The 20,497-nt window shown below is 64.3% G+C and carries 21 protein-coding genes, 1 other RNA gene and 1 riboswitch; of the genes, 13 read left to right on the top strand and 9 right to left on the bottom strand.

Annotated elements, in window-relative coordinates:
* Positions 1-7 precede the first annotated feature (7 nt).
* Positions 8-253, bottom strand: a complete 246-nt coding sequence (locus AC4D2W_RS06345; protein WP_490926078.1) for a hypothetical protein — start codon at positions 251-253, stop codon at positions 8-10.
* A gap of 112 nt (positions 254-365) precedes the next feature.
* On the opposite strand from AC4D2W_RS06345, the gene AC4D2W_RS06340 reads away from it, so the two are divergent.
* Entirely contained in the window at positions 366-1,205 is an 840-nt protein-coding gene (locus AC4D2W_RS06340) for an SDR family oxidoreductase (RefSeq protein WP_490926077.1), read from the top strand.
* Between the two features lie 49 nt (positions 1,206-1,254).
* On the opposite strand, the gene AC4D2W_RS06335 is transcribed toward AC4D2W_RS06340, so the two are convergent.
* On the bottom strand, positions 1,255-3,318 hold the full coding sequence (locus AC4D2W_RS06335) for a beta-galactosidase (protein WP_490926076.1): 2,064 nt from the start codon (positions 3,316-3,318) through the stop codon (positions 1,255-1,257).
* Positions 3,319-3,496: 178 nt separating this feature from the next.
* Between AC4D2W_RS06335 and AC4D2W_RS06330 the strand changes: the two genes are divergently transcribed.
* From AC4D2W_RS06330 to galK, 6 genes are all read left to right on the top strand, one after another.
* Positions 3,497-4,789, top strand: coding sequence for an ABC transporter substrate-binding protein (locus AC4D2W_RS06330; protein ID WP_490926075.1), 1,293 nt, complete (start codon positions 3,497-3,499; stop codon positions 4,787-4,789).
* A 158-nt stretch (positions 4,790-4,947) separates the two neighbouring features.
* Complete coding sequence (locus AC4D2W_RS06325) at positions 4,948-5,817, top strand: carbohydrate ABC transporter permease (protein ID WP_490926802.1); 870 nt, start codon at positions 4,948-4,950, stop codon at positions 5,815-5,817.
* Position 5,818: 1 nt separating this feature from the next.
* Complete coding sequence (locus tag AC4D2W_RS06320) at positions 5,819-6,718, top strand: carbohydrate ABC transporter permease (protein WP_490926074.1); 900 nt, start codon at positions 5,819-5,821, stop codon at positions 6,716-6,718.
* A 23-nt stretch (positions 6,719-6,741) separates the two neighbouring features.
* Entirely contained in the window at positions 6,742-7,785 is a 1,044-nt protein-coding gene (locus tag AC4D2W_RS06315) for a LacI family DNA-binding transcriptional regulator (RefSeq protein WP_490926073.1), read from the top strand.
* Between the two features lie 35 nt (positions 7,786-7,820).
* The gene (gene galT / locus AC4D2W_RS06310) at positions 7,821-8,945 is read left to right on the top strand and encodes a galactose-1-phosphate uridylyltransferase (protein WP_490926072.1); all 1,125 of its coding nucleotides are present in this window, start codon (positions 7,821-7,823) and stop codon (positions 8,943-8,945) included.
* A complete protein-coding gene (gene galK / locus AC4D2W_RS06305; RefSeq protein ID WP_490926071.1) occupies positions 8,942-10,099 on the top strand; it encodes a galactokinase in 1,158 nt (385 codons plus the stop codon). The genes galT and galK overlap by 4 nt, the downstream gene beginning before the upstream one ends.
* Before the next feature lie 41 nt (positions 10,100-10,140).
* Here the strand turns inward: galK and AC4D2W_RS06300 are convergent, their stop codons facing one another.
* Positions 10,141-11,088 (bottom strand): ABC transporter substrate-binding protein, encoded by a 948-nt coding sequence (locus AC4D2W_RS06300; protein WP_490926070.1) that lies wholly within the window; start codon positions 11,086-11,088, stop codon positions 10,141-10,143.
* Between the two features lie 192 nt (positions 11,089-11,280).
* Between AC4D2W_RS06300 and AC4D2W_RS06295 the strand changes: the two genes are divergently transcribed.
* Positions 11,281-11,673 carry a nuclear transport factor 2 family protein gene (locus AC4D2W_RS06295; protein ID WP_490926069.1) on the top strand — a complete coding sequence of 131 codons (393 nt, stop codon included), beginning with the start codon at positions 11,281-11,283 and terminating at the stop codon, positions 11,671-11,673.
* Between the two features lie 47 nt (positions 11,674-11,720).
* Here the strand turns inward: AC4D2W_RS06295 and ssrA are convergent.
* Together ssrA and AC4D2W_RS06285 are read right to left on the bottom strand one after the other, a co-directional pair.
* Positions 11,721-12,090: a transfer-messenger RNA gene (ssrA, locus tag AC4D2W_RS06290) on the bottom strand.
* Between the two features lie 115 nt (positions 12,091-12,205).
* Positions 12,206-12,700, bottom strand: a complete 495-nt coding sequence (locus AC4D2W_RS06285; protein WP_490926068.1) for a hypothetical protein — start codon at positions 12,698-12,700, stop codon at positions 12,206-12,208.
* 157 nt (positions 12,701-12,857) lie between these two features.
* Between AC4D2W_RS06285 and AC4D2W_RS06280 the strand changes: the two genes are divergently transcribed.
* Positions 12,858-13,520, top strand: a complete 663-nt coding sequence (locus AC4D2W_RS06280) for a nucleoside/nucleotide kinase family protein (protein ID WP_490926067.1) — start codon at positions 12,858-12,860, stop codon at positions 13,518-13,520.
* An 8-nt stretch (positions 13,521-13,528) separates the two neighbouring features.
* Here AC4D2W_RS06280 and AC4D2W_RS06275 read toward each other — a convergent pair whose 3' ends face one another.
* Positions 13,529-13,834 carry a hypothetical protein gene (locus AC4D2W_RS06275; RefSeq protein WP_400930669.1) on the bottom strand — a complete coding sequence of 102 codons (306 nt, stop codon included), beginning with the start codon at positions 13,832-13,834 and terminating at the stop codon, positions 13,529-13,531.
* A gap of 110 nt (positions 13,835-13,944) precedes the next feature.
* Between AC4D2W_RS06275 and AC4D2W_RS06270 the strand changes: the two genes are divergently transcribed.
* Positions 13,945-14,880 carry an SMP-30/gluconolactonase/LRE family protein gene (locus AC4D2W_RS06270; protein ID WP_490926066.1) on the top strand — a complete coding sequence of 312 codons (936 nt, stop codon included), beginning with the start codon at positions 13,945-13,947 and terminating at the stop codon, positions 14,878-14,880.
* A 38-nt stretch (positions 14,881-14,918) separates the two neighbouring features.
* Here AC4D2W_RS06270 and AC4D2W_RS06265 read toward each other — a convergent pair whose 3' ends face one another.
* Genes AC4D2W_RS06265 through AC4D2W_RS06255 form a run of 3 tightly spaced genes read right to left on the bottom strand, consistent with a single transcriptional unit; the run spans position 14,919 to position 18,147 of the window.
* Entirely contained in the window at positions 14,919-15,758 is an 840-nt protein-coding gene (locus AC4D2W_RS06265) for a sugar phosphate isomerase/epimerase family protein (protein ID WP_490926064.1), read from the bottom strand.
* Positions 15,755-16,969 carry a dihydrodipicolinate synthase family protein gene (locus AC4D2W_RS06260; protein ID WP_490926063.1) on the bottom strand — a complete coding sequence of 405 codons (1,215 nt, stop codon included), beginning with the start codon at positions 16,967-16,969 and terminating at the stop codon, positions 15,755-15,757. Before AC4D2W_RS06260 ends, AC4D2W_RS06265 begins: the two co-directional genes overlap by 4 nt.
* Positions 16,969-18,147, bottom strand: a complete 1,179-nt coding sequence (locus AC4D2W_RS06255; protein WP_490926062.1) for a Gfo/Idh/MocA family protein — start codon at positions 18,145-18,147, stop codon at positions 16,969-16,971. Before AC4D2W_RS06255 ends, AC4D2W_RS06260 begins: the two co-directional genes overlap by 1 nt.
* A gap of 264 nt (positions 18,148-18,411) precedes the next feature.
* Here AC4D2W_RS06255 and AC4D2W_RS06250 point away from each other — a divergent pair, with 264 nt between their 5' ends.
* The 3 genes from AC4D2W_RS06250 (at position 18,412) to AC4D2W_RS06240 (ending at position 20,430) form a co-directional block, all read left to right on the top strand.
* Positions 18,412-19,500: a LacI family DNA-binding transcriptional regulator gene (locus AC4D2W_RS06250; protein WP_490926061.1), complete on the top strand. Its 1,089-nt coding sequence runs from the start codon at positions 18,412-18,414 to the stop codon at positions 19,498-19,500.
* Positions 19,501-19,646: 146 nt separating this feature from the next.
* Positions 19,647-19,710, top strand: a riboswitch (guanidine-III (ykkC-III) riboswitch).
* Between the two features lie 11 nt (positions 19,711-19,721).
* Complete coding sequence (locus AC4D2W_RS06245; protein WP_490926060.1) at positions 19,722-20,036, top strand: DMT family transporter; 315 nt, start codon at positions 19,722-19,724, stop codon at positions 20,034-20,036.
* Between the two features lies 1 nt (position 20,037).
* Positions 20,038-20,430, top strand: a complete 393-nt coding sequence (locus AC4D2W_RS06240; RefSeq protein WP_490926059.1) for a DMT family transporter — start codon at positions 20,038-20,040, stop codon at positions 20,428-20,430.
* Positions 20,431-20,497 lie beyond the last annotated feature (67 nt).

The following is a 20,497-nucleotide window of genomic DNA, read 5'->3' as shown; positions in this document are numbered from 1 at the left end:
CAGGGTTTTACTCCCGCTCGCCCTCGCTGCCGTGGGGGTAGTCATCCTCATCGGCAGTCGTTCCGCCGTCAGCATCCTGTTCCAGCCGGTCAGCCTCGGACCCGTCCGCACGCAGCGGATCTCCGTGCGCCCGAACGGAGTCCTGAATTCCAGAGTCTTCCTCGGCTTCGGGAACCGCCGGGGCCTGTTGGTCCAGCGCATCTGCTTCATTCTCCGTGGGTACGGCGGGACGGTCATCTGCTGCGGGCATCATGGTCTCCTCTGCTGAAAAGGTTTCCCCGGCTGAAAAACCTAAGGCTTCACAAGCAACGTCGGTACGTCTAAATTATAAGCCTGCTTACCACTTTCCCGGCGAGAGGAACACCATGAATCAGCCCGCTCAGCAGCAGGACAGTCCCGGCACCCAGGACAAGATGACGCCCACCCCGGACTGCGGTGAAAAGTCATACCGCGGCATGGACAAGCTCAAAGGCAAAACCGCGGTCATCACCGGCGGAGACAGCGGCATTGGACGGGCTGTGGCCATCGCTTTCGCCCGCGAAGGCGCCGACGTCGTCATCTCCTACCTGAATGAGGACGACGACGCCAGGGAAACCGCCCGCTGGGTCGAGGAAGCCGGCCGCCGTGCCGTTCTCGTTCCCGGAGACCTGGATACCGCCGAGCAGTGCCGGAAAGTCATCGAAACGGCCGTGCGGGAATTCGGCAAGATCGATGTCCTGGTCAACAATGCCGCGTACCAGATGGACCATGAATCGCTGGATGAGATTTCCGACGAAGAGTGGGAGTACACCTTCAAGGTCAACATCAACGCGATGTTCTACCTGGTTAAGGCCGCCCTGCCGCACATGGCACCCGGATCCGCGATCATCGGCAGTTCCTCAGTGAATTCGGATATGCCCAGCCCCACGCTGGCGCCCTACGCCGCCACCAAGGCGGCCATTGCCAACTTCTCCGCCAGCCTGGCCCAGCTGCTGGGCGAGAAGGGAATCCGCGTCAACAGCGTGGCGCCCGGCCCCATCTGGACCCCGCTGATTCCGGCCACCATGCCGCCGGAGAAGGTGGAGTCCTTTGGATCAGATGTGCCGCTGGGACGCCCCGGGCAGCCGGCTGAGCTTGCCCCGGTCTATGTACTGCTGGCGTCCGACGACGGCAGCTACATTTCCGGCGCGCGCGTCGCCGTGACCGGTGGCCGGCCCGTTTTGTAGCTGGCGCTAACCGGCCAGCCCTGGGAGGCTGGCCGGCCAGACCGTGCTCCTAGCCGTTACGCCTGATCACCATGCATCCGCCTGCAGGGATCTTGTCCCCCTCGCCCACTGCCGCTCCGGACAGCAGATCAGTGCCGAATGAAGGAACCGGCACCGGGACTGATCCATGATTGAGGGCGAAGTGATACTGCGCCGAGTCCGAGGATCTCGTCACTGTTTCCAGCGCCGGAACGCTTGCTGTGCCGCCGAGCCCTGCCTCCTCCAGGACGGATGAGAGGAAGGCGTCCAGGTATTCCGGCTCGGGCTTAGTGGAGATGTACCAGGACCGGCCCGCACCAAACTGATGAGTGGTGACGGCGGGCTGTCCTGCGGCCGGGCCGTCGGCATACCCGGCCAGCGCCGTCGCGCCCTGAAGGGTGAGGTCTTCCGCCCAGACCGTAGCGGCGGATCCGTTGTCCAGGGTCACGGTGACGCCTTCGCGCAGCGGAAGCCACTCGGAAACCACCAGGCCCAGTACCTCCCGCAGCTGGCCGGGGTATCCGCCCGCCGGTACGGCGTCCGCATCATCGACGATGCCGGAGAAGTAGGAGGCCACAAGATTTCCTCCGCCGGAGACATAGGCTTTGAGGTTCTCCTTCCCTGCGGGAGTGACCGCGTAGGACGCCGGAGCCAAAACAAGGTCGTACGCGCTGAGGTCATCTTCGGGGTGGGCAAAATCGGTGGCGATCCCGCGGTTGAACAGCACCGCATAGAAAGCCTCAATCCGTTCGCGGTGATCCAGGTCCACCGAGGGACGGTACTCCAGATCCTGCGCCCAGAAGGACTCAACGTCCCAGAGAATGGCAACCCGGGCCCGGACAACGGAACCGCGCAACTCCTCCAGCTGTTCCAGGGACCGGCCCAGCTCGAGGACTTCCCGCCAGATCCGGGACGAGGGACCCTCGTGGGGAAGCATGGCTGAATGGAATTTCTCCGCTCCGGAGCGGGATGCCCGGAACTGGAAGAACATGACGGCGTCGGCTCCGCGCGCCACGCTGCTGAGACTGTTGCGCATCATTTCACCGGCGCGCTTGGCCACGTTGCGCGGCTGCCAGTTCACGGCGGAGGTGGAGTGCTCCATGAGCATCCACGGCCTGTTACGGGCCAGGGACCGGGTGAAGTCCGCATCCAGTGCCAGCAGGACGTGGTTGTCCTCACGCTCGGCCACCAGGTAGTAATCGTTGGCGACAACATCCACTTCCCGGCTCCACTTCCAATAGTCCACAGAGGGACAGTTGGTGGCCATGAAGTTGGTAGTTACCGGCAGTTCGGGCGTGTGGGCCCGGATGGCGTCCCGCTCCGCGATAAAGCACTCCAGCATGGCATCCGAGGTGAAGCGCTTGAAGTCCAGCCGTTGGGCCGGGTTGACGACGCCGGCGGAAACCCTCGGCGCGTCGATCTCCTCCCATTCGCCGTACCGCTGGCCCCAGAAAGTGGTGCCCCACGCGAGGTTCAGGGCCTCCAGGGTGGAGTACCGGGCCTGCAGCCACGCACGGAAAGCGGCAACTGAACCCTCCGAGTAGCATTCGCTGACGGGCGCACCGTATTCGTTGTGGACATGCCACATCCGCAGGGCCGGATGCCCGGCGTAACGGCGGGCCAGCTGGGTGGTGATTGCGACGGCGTGTTCGCGGTACTCCGGAGAGCTGGGACTCGCCATCCCTCGTGAGCCGTGGCCGAGCGTCAGCCCTTCGCGGGTCACCGGACGGGCAGAAGGATACTTTTTCCAGAACCACGCCGGCGGGGCAGCGGTTGGCGTGCCCAGATCCACGCCGATACCAGCTTCGGCGAGCATCGCCATAATGTCATCGAGGAAGGAAAAATCGAATTCGTTTTCCCGGGGCTCCAGGATCGCCCAGGAGAAGATTCCGATGCTGACCAGGTTGATGCCGGCTTCCTTCATCAGGGCGATGTCCTCCACCCATACTTCCCGCGGCCACTGCTCGGGGTTGTAGTCGCCGCCGTACTTCAGTCCTTCGCCGGCGGGCCAGGAACGTCCCGTTTGAACGGTTGGCCCCTCGTGCGGATACCCGGTAGCCGGGCCAGCGTCGCCCGAATTCACTTCAATGGTCATAATCTCCCCTTTTGACTGTGCTCGCTCCCAGTTCTAACACGGGAAACTGAAACAGCAAACAAAATAATCACGACATTGACAGGAGCAATGACGGTGTGTGTAATTGGAACCGCTCACAGCCCCTGCTGAGAGGGTCCGTTTGGGCACAGTGGGGATTGCTTTCGACAAGGAGGACGAAATGCGGAAATTTCTGCGTGCCGGCGCTTTTGCCACTGCCGCGGCCACAGCACTGCTCACGGCAGGGTGCGGTTCATCATCAGGAGGCGACGAACCGGTCAGCCTGACATTCTGGACCTGGGCTCCAAACATCGAAAAGGTGGTGGATATCTGGAATGAGGAAAACCCCGATATCCAAGTCACCGTTTCCAAGCAGGACGGCGGCGATCCGGCCATCACCAAACTGCTCACCGCGATTAAGGCCGGAAGCGGCGCCCCCGATTTGATCCAGGCCGAATACCAGAAGATCCCCACTCTGGTTTCCTCCGACGCCCTTGCCGACATCTCCGACGGCGCCGGGGACCTTTCCTCAAAGTTCCCTGCGGGCATCTGGGGAAACGTGACACTCGGCGGAGACGGCGTATACGCAGTCCCTCAGGATTCCGGACCCATGATGTTCTTCTACCGCGAAGACATCTTCAAGGAACTGGGCCTCGAGGCACCCACTACCTGGGAGGAATACGCGGAGGCAGCTCGGGTGATCCATGCCAGCGATCCCAAGCGCTATCTCGGGACTTTCTCAGCCAATGACGCCGGTTGGTTCACCGGCCTGGCGCAGCAGGCCGGGACCTCTTGGTGGTCCGTGGACAGCGATGCCTGGGGCGTGGACATCGACAGCCCGGACAGCACTTCAGTGGCATCCTACTGGGGCTCCCTCGTGGAAGAGGGAGCTATCGACAACAAGCCGATGTACACACCGGAGTGGAATGCCGGACTCAACGACGGCACCCAGGTCGGGTGGCTCAGCGCTGTCTGGGCTCCCGGAGTGCTTGAAGGCAACGCCGCCGATACCGCCGGATTGTGGCGTGCCGCACCCCTGCCGCAGTGGGATACTGCCAACCCGGCGACGGGCGCCTGGGGCGGGTCATCCACGGCAGTGACATCCCAGAGCGAGCACGTGGATGAAGCCACCGAATTTGCGGCCTGGCTGAACACGGACCCTGAAGCCGTCAAGGTTCTGGCCGAGGAATCAGGGGTCTATCCGGCGGCCAGCGAAGAAGCGGCAGCCGCCTTGACTAAGGCTCCGGAGTTCTTCAGCAACCAGCCGGACTTCTACGACGTGGTCAACGAGGTGTCGACCACAGTCGCTCCGTTCACCTACGGACCCAACGTCAACGTGGCATTCAGCGCCTACAACGATGAGTTTGCCAAGGCTGCCGAAGCCAAGACCAAATCTGCGTTCCAGGCCGCTTTGAAAGCAATGCAGGACATCACAACAAGCAATCTCAAAGACAGCGGATTCAACGTTAAGTAAATGAAGTCGGGCGCTGCAGCCATTCGCTGCAGCGCCCCCTGTGAAGGGTTTTCCCGGTGACCGTTAGAACAAGTACCGAAAGGCCTGCAGCCAATCGGCAGCAGCGCAGCCCCAACCGGCCCGGATCTTTCAAGACCCGGGTCCTCACGCCTTATCTCATGCTGGCGCCGGGCATCGTGCTCTTCACGCTCTTCATGGCGGCCCCAATCTTTTACACCCTGTACCTGAGCTTCCGTAAAGTCGAGGTTTCCGGGCTGGGGCTGGGCTCAGGCAGCCGGAAGGAAGTCTTTGCCGGCTGGGAAAACTACGCCGGCGCCCTGGGGGATCCTGAATTTGGCGCCAGTGTTGGCCGTGTACTCCTCTACGGGCTGATCCTGATCCCGTCGATGCTCGGCCTGGCCCTGCTGTTTGCCCTGCTGCTGGACTCCCGGCGGGCGCGTGCCACCACCGCGTCCAGAGTGAGTATTTTTCTGCCCTACGCGGTTCCCGCAGTTATCAGTTCCCTGCTGTGGGGATTCCTTTACCTGCCCAATGTCAGTCCGGTTTACTTTATGGCCGGCAAGCTGGGCATTGACCTTCCGGAAATTCTCTCCTCGCAGCTGATCATGATCGGTGTGGCCAATATTGCCCTTTGGGGCGGCGTCGGCTTCAACATGATCGTTATTTACACCGCGCTGAAGGCGGTCCCGTCCGACATCTACGAGGCAGCCCGGCTAGATGGTGCCAGTGAAATCCAGATTGCGCTGCGCATCAAGATCCCCATTGTTCTGCCTTCACTGATCATGACCGGGTTGTTCTCCATCGTGGCCACCCTGCAGGTTTTCGCTGAACCCACCACGCTGCGCCCGCTGGCCAACACCCTCTCCACCACCTGGACGCCGCTGATGAAGATCTACCGGGATGCTTTTACCCGGGACGATGTTTATTCTGCCGCCGCAAGCTCCGTGGTTATCGCTGCGGCCACCCTGATTATTTCCTTTGTATTCCTGCGCATTGTCCAAAAGCGCGCCTTCGGACAGGAAGACTGACATGGCCGTCACCGCCGCCCCCTCCGCACCCCAAACCACACGGCATCACAGGGAAAAAGTGTCCCGGCCAGAGGACAAACCCAGTGCCGCGGCCACAGCCATCCTGGTTCTCGGTGCGCTGTACTGCCTGTTTCCCGTGCTCTGGGTAGTGATGGCCTCCACCAAAGATGCCGCCGAGCTGTTCTCCACCAACACCCTGCTCCCGAGCGGACATCTGTGGTCCAACATCACCGACCTGAGCGCGTACCGGGACGGGTTATTCTGGCGGTGGATGGGAAACACCGCCCTGTACGCCGGCGTCGGTGCAGTTGCCTCCACATTTGTCTCGGCCCTGTCCGGCTATGTGCTGGCCAAGTTCAACTTCCCGGGTAAGGGAGCGGTATTCAATGTCCTGCTGATGGGCGTCCTCGTCCCCGGTGTCATCCTTGCCATCCCGCAGTATTTCCTGCTGGCCCAAGTGGGGCTGACGAATACCTACTGGGCCGTTCTGCTGCCCCAGATCATCAGCCCCTACGGCATCTACCTCGCCCGCATCTATGCGGCGGCGGCCGTTCCCCGCGACGTCATAGAGGCTGCACGAACAGACGGCGCAACGGAGATGGGCATCTTTGGAAAGATCGCCGTTCCCATGATGCTCCCCGGACTGGTGACGGTATTCCTCTTCCAGTTTGTAGCCATCTGGAACAACTTCATGCTCCCCTACATCATGTTGGGCAATGACCAGCTATTCCCGATCACCGTTGGCCTGAACGGACTCCTGAATCAGGGTGCCTCCGCACCGGCCATGTACACCCTGGTCATCACGGGTGCACTGTTGTCCATCATTCCGCTGATCGTGATGTTCCTTCTCCTGCAGCGATTCTGGCGCGTGGACCTGGCCGCCGGTGCGGTCAAGGCGTGAAGGCGGTGGGATAGTCTTTGTCTGTGAGTGGCACTAAGTCCCAAAAACGCCCAACCATCAATGATGTGGCCCAGGAAGCCGGCGTTTCCCGCGGCACCGTTTCGAGGGTGCTGAACGGCGGACGCTGGGTCAGCCCGGATGCCTTGGCGGCGGTAAACCAGGCCATCAAAAAGACTGGTTACCGGATTAATCCCCATGCCCGGTCCCTGGCCACCAGCAGGACCAACACGGTGGCGTTCCTGCTCAGCGAGCCGCACGAGCGTCTTTTTGAAGACCCCAACTTTGCCACGCTGATGAGCGGAGCGGCCGGAGCCCTGGCCGAACATGACATCTCGCTGGTTTTGATTATGTGCGGAAGCCCTGATGAACAGCGCAGGGCGCGTGACTTCATCACCGGCGGCCATGTGGACGGCGTTCTCCTGGTTTCTTCCCATGCCCGGGGCCAGTCCATTGTGAGCGACATACACCGTTCCGGAGTACCCGTGATTGCTTGCGGTGTTCCTCTGGGGTTCGAAGGAAAGATCGGCTACGCAAGTGCTGATGACCATCAGGGAGCCCGGCAGGCGGTTGCCCATCTGGCTTCTCTCGGGCGACGGAACATTGCCACGATCACCGGTCCTGATGACACGTCCGGCGGCCGAGGCCGGCTCAGCGGATACCGGGAAGAACTGGGCAGTTCCTTCGATCCCCGCCTGGTTGCCGCCGGTGACTACAGCAGGGAAAGCGGCCGCCGGGCCATGGAAGAACTGCTGGAAACCGCCCCCGAGGTGGACGCCGTTTTCGCAGCCAATGACGTGATGGCCTGCGGCGCGGTTGAGGCCATCCGGAATGCCGGCAAGCGCATCCCGGAGGACATTGCAGTTGTGGGCTTCGACGATTCTCCGGCGGCGGCAAACGCAACTCCGCCGATTACCACCATGCGTCAGCCTTTTGACCGCATCAGCAAAGAGATGGTGCGTCTGCTGTTGTCCGCAATCGCCGGAGAATCCCCCGCAGCCACTATCCTTTCCACTGAGCTTGTGGTGCGGGAGTCCACAGTCGCAGCCGCAGCACCGACTCAGGCTTGATGACCCGCACCGCCCCTTCCCCTGCTAAGGAATCCATGACAGTCCACACCAGCACTCGGCTCTCCGACGGCCGGGAGCTCATCTACTTTGACTCTTCCGCCGAGACCGCGCAGCGCCGCGTCTCCGCGCCGCTGGACAGCCGCGGTCTTCCCGCCCGGCCGGGAAACGGCACCGCCCGCTACGACGCCCTAACCGGTGAGTGGATCGCCGTTGCGGCGCACCGGCAGTCGCGCACCCATTTACCGCCCGCGGACCAGTGCCCGCTGTGCCCGTCAACGCCGTCGCGCGCCTCCGAAATCCCCGCCGAAGATTACGAAGTGGTGGTCTTCGAAAACCGGTTCCCCTCTTTCGGCCCGGATCTGGGAACCCTGCCCGAGGGCCCGTCATGGGGCACGACGGCGCCGGCGTACGGCCGCTGCGAAGTGGTGGCCTTTGATTCGGCCCACGAAGGCTCCTTCGGATCCCTCTCCCCCGACCGCGCGCGGACCGTGGTGGACGCCTGGGCGCAGCGCACGGAAGCACTGTCCGCGATGGACGGAATCCGCCAGGTGTTCTGCTTTGAGAACCGCGGTGCGGACATCGGCGTCACCCTGCTGCATCCGCACGGCCAGATCTACGCCTACCCGTTCATTCCGCCGCGGTCCGCCGTCATGGCGCAGCAGGCGGCTGCCTATTATGAGGCGTCCGACGGCCGGCAGACCCTTGTGGGTGCGGCGCTGGAGGCCGAACGGAGCTCGGGAGAACGGATGATCCTCGAAGGCGAACACTTCAGTGCCTATGTTCCCTTTGCCGCCCGCTGGCCGCTGGAAGTCCATCTTGTTCCGCACCGCCAGGTGGCTGACCTCGCTGAACTCCGGGATGAAGAACGCGATGATCTGACCGCTGTTTATCTGGATCTGCTGGCCCGCGTGGACGGCCTCTATTCCACCCCCACCCCGTACATCGCCGCTTGGCAGCAGGCGCCGCTGGACGCCCGGTTCCGTCCGGCCAGCCGCCTGCACCTGCAGCTCACCTCGCCCCGCCGGGCCGAAGACAAGCTCAAGTTCCTGGCCGGGTCCGAAGCCGCCATGGGTGCCTTCATCAACGACACCATCCCGGAACAGGTGGCAGCAAACCTGCGCGCCGCTGTTCCCTCGACTTCCGGAAAGGTGCTCTCATGACCCTCTCGGCTCCCGAACTCTCCGCCGCATTCACCGCCCGCTTCGGCCGGGAACCGGCAGGTATCTGGTCCGCTCCCGGACGTGTGAACCTGATCGGGGAGCACACTGACTACAACGACGGTTTTGTCCTGCCCTTCGCCATTGACCGGTCAACGGTTGTGGCTGCGGCGCCGCGCCGGGACCGGACCGCCCAGGTGTACTCGGCCTTTGGCGAGGGCAGTTCCGCAAGCGCAGACCTGAACACCCTCAGCGCGGGCAGCGTGAAGGGCTGGGCAGCCTATCCGCTGGGCGTGCTGTGGGCTTTTGAAGACCGCGGCACGGGTGTCCCCGGCGTGGACCTTTATCTCGATTCCGATGTTCCGCTGGGGGCGGGTCTCTCTTCCTCCGCTGCACTGGAATGCGCTGTTGCGGTGATGGCCAACGACCTCTCGGATGCCGGACTGACCGGCCCCGAGCTTGCTGCACTGGGTCAGCGCGCCGAAAACCTGATGGTGGGCGCACCCACCGGCATCATGGACCAGTCCGCGTCGCTGCTCGGCGAGGAAGGTCACGCCGTTTTCCTGGACTGCCGGAGCAGGGAAGCGCAGCTGGTGCCGCTGGACCTGGCCGGAAACGGGCTGACACTGCTGGTGATCGACACCCGAGTGAGCCACGAACATTCCAGCGGCGGCTACGCGTCCCGGCGGGCCTCCTGTGAAAAGGGAGCCAAGGCCATGGGCGTGGATGCCCTGCGCGATCTGACCCTGGACGACCTGGCTGCGGCCGAGGAGGTTCTGGATGAGGAAACATTCCGGCGCGTCCGCCATGTGGTCACGGAGAACGCCCGGGTGCTCGCCGCCGTCGACGTCCTGCGGACGGACGGTCCGGGCAAACTCGGGAACCTGCTCAACGAAAGCCACGCCTCCATGCGGGACGACTTCGAGATTTCCTGCCCGGAGCTTGATCTGGCGGTGGAGTCGGCTCGAGGCGCCGGTGCGCTGGGCTCCCGGATGACCGGGGGCGGCTTCGGCGGTTCGGCCATTGCGCTGGTCACCAGTAACGACGCCGACGCCGTCACCGCCGCCGTTTCCGACGCGTTTTCTGCGGCGGGCTACGCCGCTCCCGCGGTGTTTACCGTGCTTCCCGCGTCCGGAGCCGGCCGGGTGGAAAACTGAGGAAAGCGCTCCGGTAACGGCCTCGGCAGCCGCCCTGCAATCTACCGCTGAGCTGCGTCCGGCCCATTGCTGACAAAGAACGGCGCCAGGTCACCGTGGGGATTGACTGCCGGATCGGCGTCGAACCCGTTGTACTGCTGGCGCAGGCCGATCACGGCGCGGGCGGCGTCGTCGTCAATGGTGGTGTTCCGGGCGATGCCCCAGGGACCAAGCTCGGCGTCCAGCACCAGGCGTGCATCCGGTTTGAGCAGGCCGCGCATGCTTCCCACCAAGTCAGCCGCCTCGTCTTGGTTGGCCGGGTCCAGCACCCAGGCCAGCGCATTTTCATAGGCGTCGCGGAACCGGGCTGCCGTGTCCCGGTTTTCCGAGTAGAAGTCTCCGTTCCAGGCAGCCACGCTGCCCACATACGGCATGCCGAGGGACGATTCATCGGCCAGCTGGTTCAGGCCCTCTTCGCGGGCCAGCGCTTCGAGGCCGTTGCTAAGCAGCGTGGCCGCGGTGTAGCCGTCATTCATGTGCCGGAAGCGCTCCGCCACACTGCCCTGGCCCACCACTGTGTAGTCGGTGTCCCGGCGGAGTCCTGCCTTTTCAAGGATCGAGTAGATCACGTAGGCGTATCCGCTGTCCGCGTCGTCCACGGCCACCTCACCGCCGCGGACCGCTTCCAGCGAGGTGATCTCCGGCGGGCTGATGACGCTGAGGCCCATACCCAGATCCAGGGCAAAATCTGCCACGACATTCAGCGGCCGGCCGAGGCTACTGGAGGCGTTGCAGCGGTAATTGACCACGTTGTCCCACGCAGTTTGCAGGACATCGTAGTTTCCGGCCGCGAAGTCGCGGAACTGCTGCTCCGAGGACTGGACCTGCTCCAACGTCACATGCACGTTATTGTCGGCGAAAAATCCCTTCTTCTCCCCTGCCGCCAGTGCGGGAGAGATGGAGAAAACGCCCATCTTCAACGGATTGTCGCTGCTGCCCGGCTGTGCCATGTGAGGTCCTTGATCTCTTGGAGGAGCCCCCCTGCCCGTATTCCAGCCTAGGGATTCGCCCCGGGTTGGAAAAGGGTGCGGGAAAAGAATGGGAGACATAGGCTGCACCGCAACCGTCGCCGCCATGCCCCGGATGCCATGGCGTGGATAGCCCGGCGCGGATTCCCCGGCGCATAGGCCAGACTGAAGCACATGGACCTGAACAAACAGATTCACGCCGCCGAACTCGAGCTTCTCCGCTCTTCGACCCGGAACAATTCCGGACGGGTTCGCGAATTGCTGCATCCGGAGTTCATCGAAATCGGCCGTTCAGGCCGGCGCTGGACCCGTGCAGAGATCATTTCCGCCCTCAGCACCGAGCAGCACCGGCCAACTCCGGACACCGATGACTGGGAATTCTTCCGGCTGGCACCCGAGCTCATCCTTGCCACCTACCGCCTCCGCACCCCGGCCGAGCCCGCAGCCGTACCGGGACCCCCTGTTGAGCCCGGCTCGGTCTCTCGACACTCGTCGGTGTGGGACGTCTCGGCTCCGCAGGTGCGGCTCCGCTTTCACCAAGGGACAGTAATTCTTCCCAACAGCTGAGAAAACAGCGAAGTCCTGCCCCTCCGCAGAGGGGCAGGACTTCGCAGTGGTGGAGATGGGGGGAATCGAACCCCCGTCCGATGTTGTATTGCCAGGACTTCTCCGGGCGCAGCATGCGTCGGATTTTCTTGGCCCCAGCCATCTTGCAAGCGAGTGGCTGATCCGGGCCCAGCCGTCCAAAAGTCCCGAACACCCAGACGGCGAAGGTGTTCAGCAGTGGCCCTCTAAACGACGCCAGGATCCGGAGCGAGAGCGACTCCGGGCTGACGGACTACTCCGGCTGCTTAGGCAGCGAGAGCGAAGTCAGTGCGCATAGGTTTGGCACTTATTTTTTTGCAGAGAGCGTTAACGAGATAACTCTGCGTTCTCGGCCCGCTTCCCCTGACTCAACAGACATCGTCGAAACCGATCATCCCCATATTCAGTTGCCAATCCCCGCATCCGCCGCCTCCGGCGTCTGCGCGGTCCACAAATAATAACGCCGCCGGCCCCCCAATGATTCCCGTTCAGGGAACCGTCCGCGGCCGCGCGGTCAGTGACTCGTGGTCCCCTGCCTGGATTCCAGATCAGGGCCAATCCAGGCGTCCGACACCAGTCCGGTAACCCACGCATAGACGGCCTTGTGCAGGACGTCCACCGCTTGTTCCTCCGCTGGCCAGGTTGCCGGCGGAGCCCCGATACCGGTGGCGTTTTCCAGGGTCTGGTCCGTTGCCAGCCGCACCGCGGTGAACCCGGTGTTGGCCAACGGACCGCGGATACCGGTGACTGACCATACGCCCCTCAGCGCGCCGAGCAGAGCACCCGTCCCCCAGTGCATGGCGTGGTTCCAGACCGGTGGCTGCGCATCCGGCTCGGGGTGCCTGCCGAGCAGGCTCAACAGCGTCCGGGCCGGAACATAGGAATTGGGACGGCCGGTCACTGCCTGTTCCAGTTTCTCGCCTGCCGTCATCGCCGCTACTCCGGCCAAACCGGCGACTGCACCTTGTCCGGCGGCCTTCAAGAGCATCTGTCCACGGGAATTTGCCACGTCTGCCTCCTGTCGGTGCGGGTGTGGTTCGTCGTGTTCTTCCACCACGTCTTCCACTCTAGGAGAACAACCGCAGGGTTTCCTCCCGGCTGCCGGTGCCCCTCCTTGCGGGCGGAAACTGGTTCCGCCGAAAGGGTGATGGGGAAGAATGCTCTCCATGGACACTTCTCCCACCGGCTGGACATCTGCGGACATGCCGGAACTCATTGCCCGGGCCCGCAGTATGGCCGCTGCCGGAAGCCGCCGGATTCTGGGCATCGCGGGAGCACCCGGAGCGGGAAAGTCGACGTTGGCGCGGCAAATGGTCGAGGCCCTTGGCCCGGGCACGGCGGTTCTGGTGCCCATGGACGGGTTTCACCTGGCCAACAGCGTGCTGCAAAGCCTGGGCAGGCAAGAGCGTAAAGGGGCCCCCGATACGTTCGACGACGGCGGATATGCAGCGCTGCTGCAGCGCCTGCGCCGGCAGTCGGAGGAGGAACCGGAGATCTACGCGCCGGAGTTCCGGCGGGAGTTGGAGGAACCGATCGGTTCCGCCCTTCCCGTCCGGGCGTCCGTGCCGCTTGTCATCACGGAGGGCAACTATCTGCTGCTGCAGCAGGGCCACTGGCCCCGCGCCCGGGCAGCCATCCACGAGGTCTGGTATCTCGAAACGGACGACGACGTGCGCCGGAACCGCCTGATCCGGCGCCATGCCGAATTCGGCAAGACACCGGAACAGGCCCGGGCGTGGGCACTGGGCAGCGACGAGGCGAATGCCCGCCTGATCCGGGATTCCGCCGGTCGGGCCGACCATCTGGTGCGGCTAACCGGGGAATCCTAAAGAACCCGTTACAGGCCGCGGCGGCGTCCGAAGATCAGCGAAGCAGCAGCAGTGGCAGCTGTGACTGTGTAGACCGAAGGCCAGGCGCCGAGCTTCTTCGCCAGCGGGTGGGACAGGCCGAAAGCGGCCACATAGCCTGCGGTGAGGGCTGCGGCCGTGCCGGTGCCGGCGTCGCGCTTCCACATCGTGAAGGCTGCCGCTCCTGCCGCGGCCAGGACGGCGCCGCCCAGCTGGCGGTTGCCGGTGTCCCGTGCGGTCTTGTAGCCGCCGATCAGGCCGGCGCTGGAAACGAGGGACGTCAGAACTGCACTCACAGTGTTTTCTCCTATTGGCTGGATATTTCCACCAGCCTATCCCCGCAGGAAGGACCGACGCTGCGTCTATGCTGTGAGGCAAGCCCCTCCCCGACCCTGAAGGACCGCGCATGTCAACGACGTCCGAAAACCTGCTCGCTGCCGACGCTGCACTGGAAAAGGTCGCCACCGGCGCCCAGTGGGCCGAGGGGCCGGTCTGGATTCCCGCCCGCGCCGCCGTACGTTTCAGCGATATTCCGGGCAACCGGATCCTGGAATACCGGGAGGCCACCGGCGCCCTTGAGGTCTATGCCACCGATGCGGAGTTCACCAACGGCCGCGCGCTGGACCTCGACGGTGCGGTGATCCAGTGCTCCCACGGCCGGCGCGCCATTGAGCGGGACACCGGAACCGGGCCCGACGCCGTTCCCTCCGTTCACACGCTCGTTGATTCCTACAACGGGCATCGGCTGAACTCGCCGAACGACCTGGTGGTGAAGTCCGACGGCACCATTTGGTTCTCGGACCCCTCCTACGGAATCCAGAAGGACACCGAAGGGCACCCGGGCCGCGAGGAATACGGAGACCGGTGGGTTTTCCGCTTCGATCCGGCCAGCGGAGAGCTGACGCCCGCCGTCGTTGACGTCGAAGTCCCAAACGGGCTTGCCTTCTCCCCCGACGAATCCATCCTCTACGTCTCCGACACCTCGCTGGGCACGCCCGCCATGGACGGCGGGCCGCGGCTGCACGGCCACGCCATCCACGCCTACGACGTCGTGCAGGGCAGGTTTGCGCGCAACGGACGGACCTTCGCCGAAGTGGGGCCGGGGGTTCCGGACGGTTTCCGGGTTGATGTCCACGGCAACATCTGGTCCTCCTCGGAGGAAGGAGTGCAGGTCTTTTCCCCTGCCGGTGAGAAGATCCTGCAGATACCGGTTCCGGAAACCGTCAGCAACGTCTGCTTCGGCGGAGAGGACGGCCGCACCCTGTATATGACGGCCTCCAGCAGCCTGTACCGGATCCGGACCACTGTGAGCGATGCGGCCGTCGCCCTGCGTTCCCGGTGAATCCTGCGTTCCCGGTGAATCCTGGGTTCCCGGCGCAGCTAGGCAAAGGGCAGCACCAGTGACGCGTAACGTTCCTTGACGGTTTCCAGCAGCTGGTCGCTGGGGGCATCCCAGATCTCCTGGTTGAAGATTTCCACCTCAATGTCACCGCGGTAGCCTGCCCCGGCCACCCAGCCGGTGATCGCGGCGAAGTCGATCACGCCGTCGCCCATCATTCCCCGGGAAAGCAGGGCATCGGAGGCGATGGGCAGATTGAAATCGCAGATCTGGTAGGACGCAATCCGGTCTTCCCGGCCGGCGCGGGCAATGGCCTCGCGCAGCTGCGGATCCCACCACACGTGGAAGGTGTCCACTGCCACGCCGACGACGGCGGCGGGGTAGGGCGCGGCCAGGTCCAGTGCCTGCCCCAGAGTGGAGAGCAGCGCCCGGTCCGCCGCATACATGGGGTGCAGAGGTTCCAGCACCAGCCGGACACCGTGCTCGGCTGCAAAGGGGGCCAGCTCCTCGAGCCGGTCCGCCACGCGCTGCCGGGCGGCGACGATGTCCCGGTCGCCGTCCGGCAGTCCGCCGACCACCAGGAACAGCTCTCCGGTGCCCAGGGTCTCGGCTTCCAGGATGGCCGCCCGGTTGTCCCGGAGGGCGGCCTCGCGGCCGGCCGGATCGGAGGCGGTCAGGAACCCGCCCCGGCACAGGGAGGAAACCCGCAGCCCGGCGTTGCTGATCAGTTTGGCCGCGCGCTCGGTGCCCACCTCCGCAACGCGGTCCCGCCAGGGGCCGATTGCCGGAATGCCGGTGCGGACGCACGCGTCAACGACCTGTTCCAGGGTCCAGTACTTGGTGGTGGCACTGTTCAGGGATAAGCGGGAAAAGTCGCTCATGAAGCCACTCCGTTCACGGTAAGCCACGCCTTCATCCGCGCGGTGCTGAGCTCCGGATTCAGGAGCAGGCCGGACTGGTCCGCCAGCTCAAAGGTGCGGGCAAGGTGCCGAACGGACCGGCCGTTCTGCAGCCCGCCCACCATGGAAAAGCCGGGCTGCCTTCCGTTGAGCCAGGACAGGAAGGCGATGCCGGTTTTGTAGTAGAACGTGGGGGCACTGAAGATATGCAGCCCCAGTTCCCGGGTGGAGTCCAGGATGACCCGCGCTTTCTCCGGCCGGCCGGCGTCGTAATTCTGCAGCGCAGCGGAAGCCGCGGGATAAATGGCCGCAAAAATCCCGAGCAGCGCATCCGAATAATGGATTCCGTCGCCCTCGATCAATTCCGGATAATTGAAGTCATCACCCGTGTAGAGCCGGACGCCTTTCGGCAGGACGGACCGCAGCGCTGTCTCGTGCGCGGCGTCCAGCAGCGAGACCTTTACCCCGTCAACCTTGGCCGCGGATCCTTCGATCAGTTCGCGGAAGGTGGCCGTGGCCGCGGCGACGTCCGCTGCGCCCCAGTAACCGGCCAGGGCGGGATCGAACATGTCGCCGAGCCAGTGGAGGATCACCGGCTCGCGAACTTCCGCCAGCAGGGTTGAATACACCCGAAGGTAGTCGTCGGGACCCGACGCCGCCTGCGCCAGCGCGCGCGAGGCCATCAGGATGACCTTGGCGCCGGAGCCCTCCACCACGGAAATCTGCTCCCGGTAGGCGTCCAGGACGGCGTCCACCCCTGCCCTTCCTGCCGGCAGCGATGACAGGTCAAGGTGGTCAGTTCCCGCTCCGGCGGCAATCAGGTCGCGGACGCCCTTGCCCGCAACCGCCGGTGATCCTGAGGCAACGACGGCGGCCGCCTCCGCCGCGGAGCGCTTGATCAGTTCCTGGGTTGCCGCCCAGTCCAGGCCCATTCCGCGCTGGGCGGTGTCCATGGCATCGGCCACGCCCAGGCCGTAGGACCACAGTTCATGCCGGTAGGCCAGGGTGGTGTCCCAGTCCAGGTCCGCGGGCGCACCCGGGATGTTGTTGCCCGCAACCCGTGGAATGACGTGGGCTGCGGCGTAGGCGCGCCGGGCGAGCAGCGGAGCGGTGGGGCGTTGCCATGACGTTGCGGGAGCCGGAACGTAGGCGCGGGTGCCGCCGTCGTCGGCCGGAAGCATCAGGTGCGGCATCAGAGTGCGATCTCCGCAATGTCCAGGGTGCGCCGCTGCGCGGAGGACTGCAGTCCGAGTTCGGCCAACTGCACGCCGCGGGCTGCGGAGAGCAGGCCAAAGCGGTGTTCGCGGCCGGCGACGACGTCGCGCAGGAATTCTTCCCACTGGAGCTTGAAGCCGTTGTCCAGATCCGCGTTCGCCGGAACGTCCTGCCACTGGCTGCGGAAGGATTCGGTGACGGGAAGGTCCGGGTTCCAGACCGGCTTGGGCGTATTCACCCGGTGCTGGGAGACGCATTTGGTCAGTCCGGCAACGGCGGACCCGTGTGTGCCGTCCACCTGGAATTCCACCAGTTCGTCCCGGTAGACGCGCACTGCCCAGGAGGAGTTGATCTGCCCAATGACCGGATCCCCCGCCGGGGTTTCCAGCTCGAAGATCCCGTAAGCGGCGTCGTCAGCGGTGGCGTCGTATTCGTTGCCGGCCTCGTCCCAGCGGCTGGGGATATGGGTAACGGTCTTCGCGTTGACCGTGCGGACCTTGCCGATGATGCCCTCGAGGACGTAGCTCCAGTGGCAGAACATGTCAGTGGCTATGCCGCCGCCGTCTTCCTTGCGGTAGTTCCAGGACGGGCGCTGAGCCGCCTGGTGGTCGCCTTCGAAGACCCAGTAACCGAATTCCCCGCGGATGGAGAGAATACGGCCAAAGAAACCTTCGTCGACCAGGCGGCGGAGTTTGACCAGCCCGGGCAGGTACAGCTTGTCGTGGACGACGCCGGCGGTCACTCCGGTTTCACGGCCGATCCGGGCCAGGTCAATGGCTTCTTCCAGGGTTTCCGCCGTGGGTTTTTCGGTGAAGATGTGTTTGCCGGCCAGCATGGCCTTCTTCAGGGTGGCGGCGCGCAGGTTGGTCATGGAGGCATCAAATACGACGTCGACCGTAGGGTCATCGATAACCGCGTCCAAGTCCGTGGTCCATTCGGCAACCTTGTGCTTTTCCGCCAGTTCACGGAGTTTCGCCTCATTGCGACCCACCAGGATCGGCTCCACTTGGACGCGCGTGCCGTCTTCGAGCAGGAAGCCTCCGGCTTCGACGATCGGCAGGATGGACCGCAGCAGATGCTGCCGGTAGCCCATGCGGCCGGTGATGCCGTTCATGGCGATCCGGATGGTGCGGGGCGGGGTCGCGGTGTTCTCCATGGGGCGGTCTCCGTTGACGGGAATGGGAAGGATGGGGAGGTGTGTGCTGCCGAGCGGAAAGAAAGAGGAAAGCGTTTGGTGCGCTTTTGTAAAGCCCGTGGAAAGGCCAGCTGGAAAGCACCGGTGGAAAAGCCAAAGTGGGAGCCAAGGTGGGAGCCAATCTGGAAAGCGCATTCCGAAGTGCCCATCCTGCCGCAGCGGGGCATTTCTGGCAAGCACTTTCCCGCGGTGCCATAATTGCGTTCTCACTACAGTGGAGGAAATGTGCCTGCTTGCACCTTGTACGAAGTCGCCCGGCACGCAGGGGTTTCCCTTGCCACCGCCTCCCGTGTGCTCAACGGATCCAGCCGCCGGCCGGGCGGTGCCATTTCCGAACGGGTTCGGGCTTCAGCTGCCGAACTGGGCTATATCGCCAACGCGCAGGCGCAGGGTCTGGCGAAGAAGAGCAGCGGGATCCTCGGGCTCATCCTGCATGACATCAGCGATCCCTACTTCTCCATGATTGCCCGCGGCGTGGAGGAAGCGGTGCAGGAAGCGGTGCAGGATCAGGAGAAGGTGGTCCTTTTGGCCAGCACGGGACGCGGGCTGGAGGCAGAACGCCACGCCATCGCCACCTTTGCCGCCCGCCGCGCCGACGCCATCGTGATTGCCGGTTCACGCACCGACAGCACAGCGGCCAGCGGGGAAAACAGCCTCATTCTTGCTGAACTGCGCCGATATAAGGCCAACGGCGGCCGCGTGTGTGTCATCGGGCATCCGGTGATCGGTTCCCGCCCCGACGACGGCTTCCGCACCGTTCCGGTCTCCAACCGGGCGCTGAGCTCCCGGCTCGCCGCAGACCTGGCCGCCGCCGGACACCGGCACTTTCTGGCCCTGGCGGGGCCCGAGGGCCTGGTCACGTCCGATGAGCGGCTGGACGGATTCCAGGAGGGACTTCGGCAGGCAGGGCTCGAACCGGCGGAGGTCCACCGGACGGAATTCAACCGCGACGGCGGATACGGTGCCGCCGTCGAACTGGGCGCCCGGCTGAAGGTGCCCGAGAGCCCGGAGCCACCGAGCGGGCCGGACGGCATGCCCGCCCTCTGCGTCTTTGCAGCCAGCGACGTCATGGCGATCGGGGCAATAGCCGGTTTCAGGGAACTCGGACTGCGTATACCCGAGGACATAGCCGTGGCCGGTTTTGACGACATCGAAACCCTGCGCGACTTCACCCCCGCATTGACCACCGTGCAGCTGCCGCTGGCCGAGCTGGGCCGTCAGGCGGTGGCCCAGGTGCTGGCGCAGGAAGCGCCGGCGGCTGCGAACAGCATCGAGGGAACCGTCATCCTGCGCCGCAGCACCGAGTTCCCCTAAGGCAGAAGCAATGAGCAGCTGGACCTGACCCGCTGCGGAACCGGACTCTGCGGAACAAGACATGACACTCTGGGAAACCGGAACCGGAACCGGCGCTCGTCCGCAGCCGCAGGTGCCCTTCGGCTCCCAATTTGCTACCGTGGGAAGCCAAGACCGGATCCCGGTCTCCGGACGACGGCTCAGTACCCGGACAGCGACAAGACTGGCCAAAGGAATCTGTCATGGCATGGGTCATTCTTGTTCTCTCCGGCATGCTGGAGGCGGTGTGGGCCACCGCGCTGGGAAAATCGCAGAACTTCCGCCGCCCTGTACCCACCGTGATATTCGCTGCCGGTGTCATCCTGAGCATGGCAGGGCTTGCCTGGGCCATGCAGAGTATTCCGGTGGGCACGGCATATGCCGTGTGGGTGGGAATCGGCGCAGTTCTCACAGCGGCCTACGCAATGGCCTTCGGCGGCGAAAAAGCCACGGCGATGAAGGTCCTGCTGCTGCTGGGCGTCGTGGGATGCGTTATCGGCCTGAAGTTGGTGGGCTAACGTGCCGTGGATCGTGCTGCTCCTGAGCGCAGTATTGGAAGCGGTATGGGCAACAGCCCTGGACGCTTCGGCCGGCTTCACCGTCCTGCTGCCCACCCTCGTTTTCCTGACCGCAGGCATCGCCTCCATGGTGGGCCTCTCCTACGCCATGAAATTCATCCCCGTGTCCACGGCCTATGCCGTGTGGACCGGACTGGGGGCTGTCCTGACCGTTGCTTACGCCATGATCTTCGGCAACGAGGCTCCGGGGATACTGAAAATCCTTTTCCTCGCCGGGATCATCGCCTGCGTGGTGGGTTTGAAATTCGTGGACTCCGCCCCGAAGGACCGGGACCAGCAGGCCGGAGCTCCCGACAGCGGGCAGTCCGAGACACCGCCGCGCGCCGTCGACTAGCGGCCCGCAGGCACGCTGGCTTCGACAGCGCCTCCTCCCGCCGGCAGGTTTTTAAGCGGCAGGCCTT

It is taken from the genome of Arthrobacter sp. TJ-58 (assembly GCF_058269295.1).
Note: the sequence above shows the minus strand (reverse complement) of the source record. Positions and strands in the feature narration are given on the sequence as shown.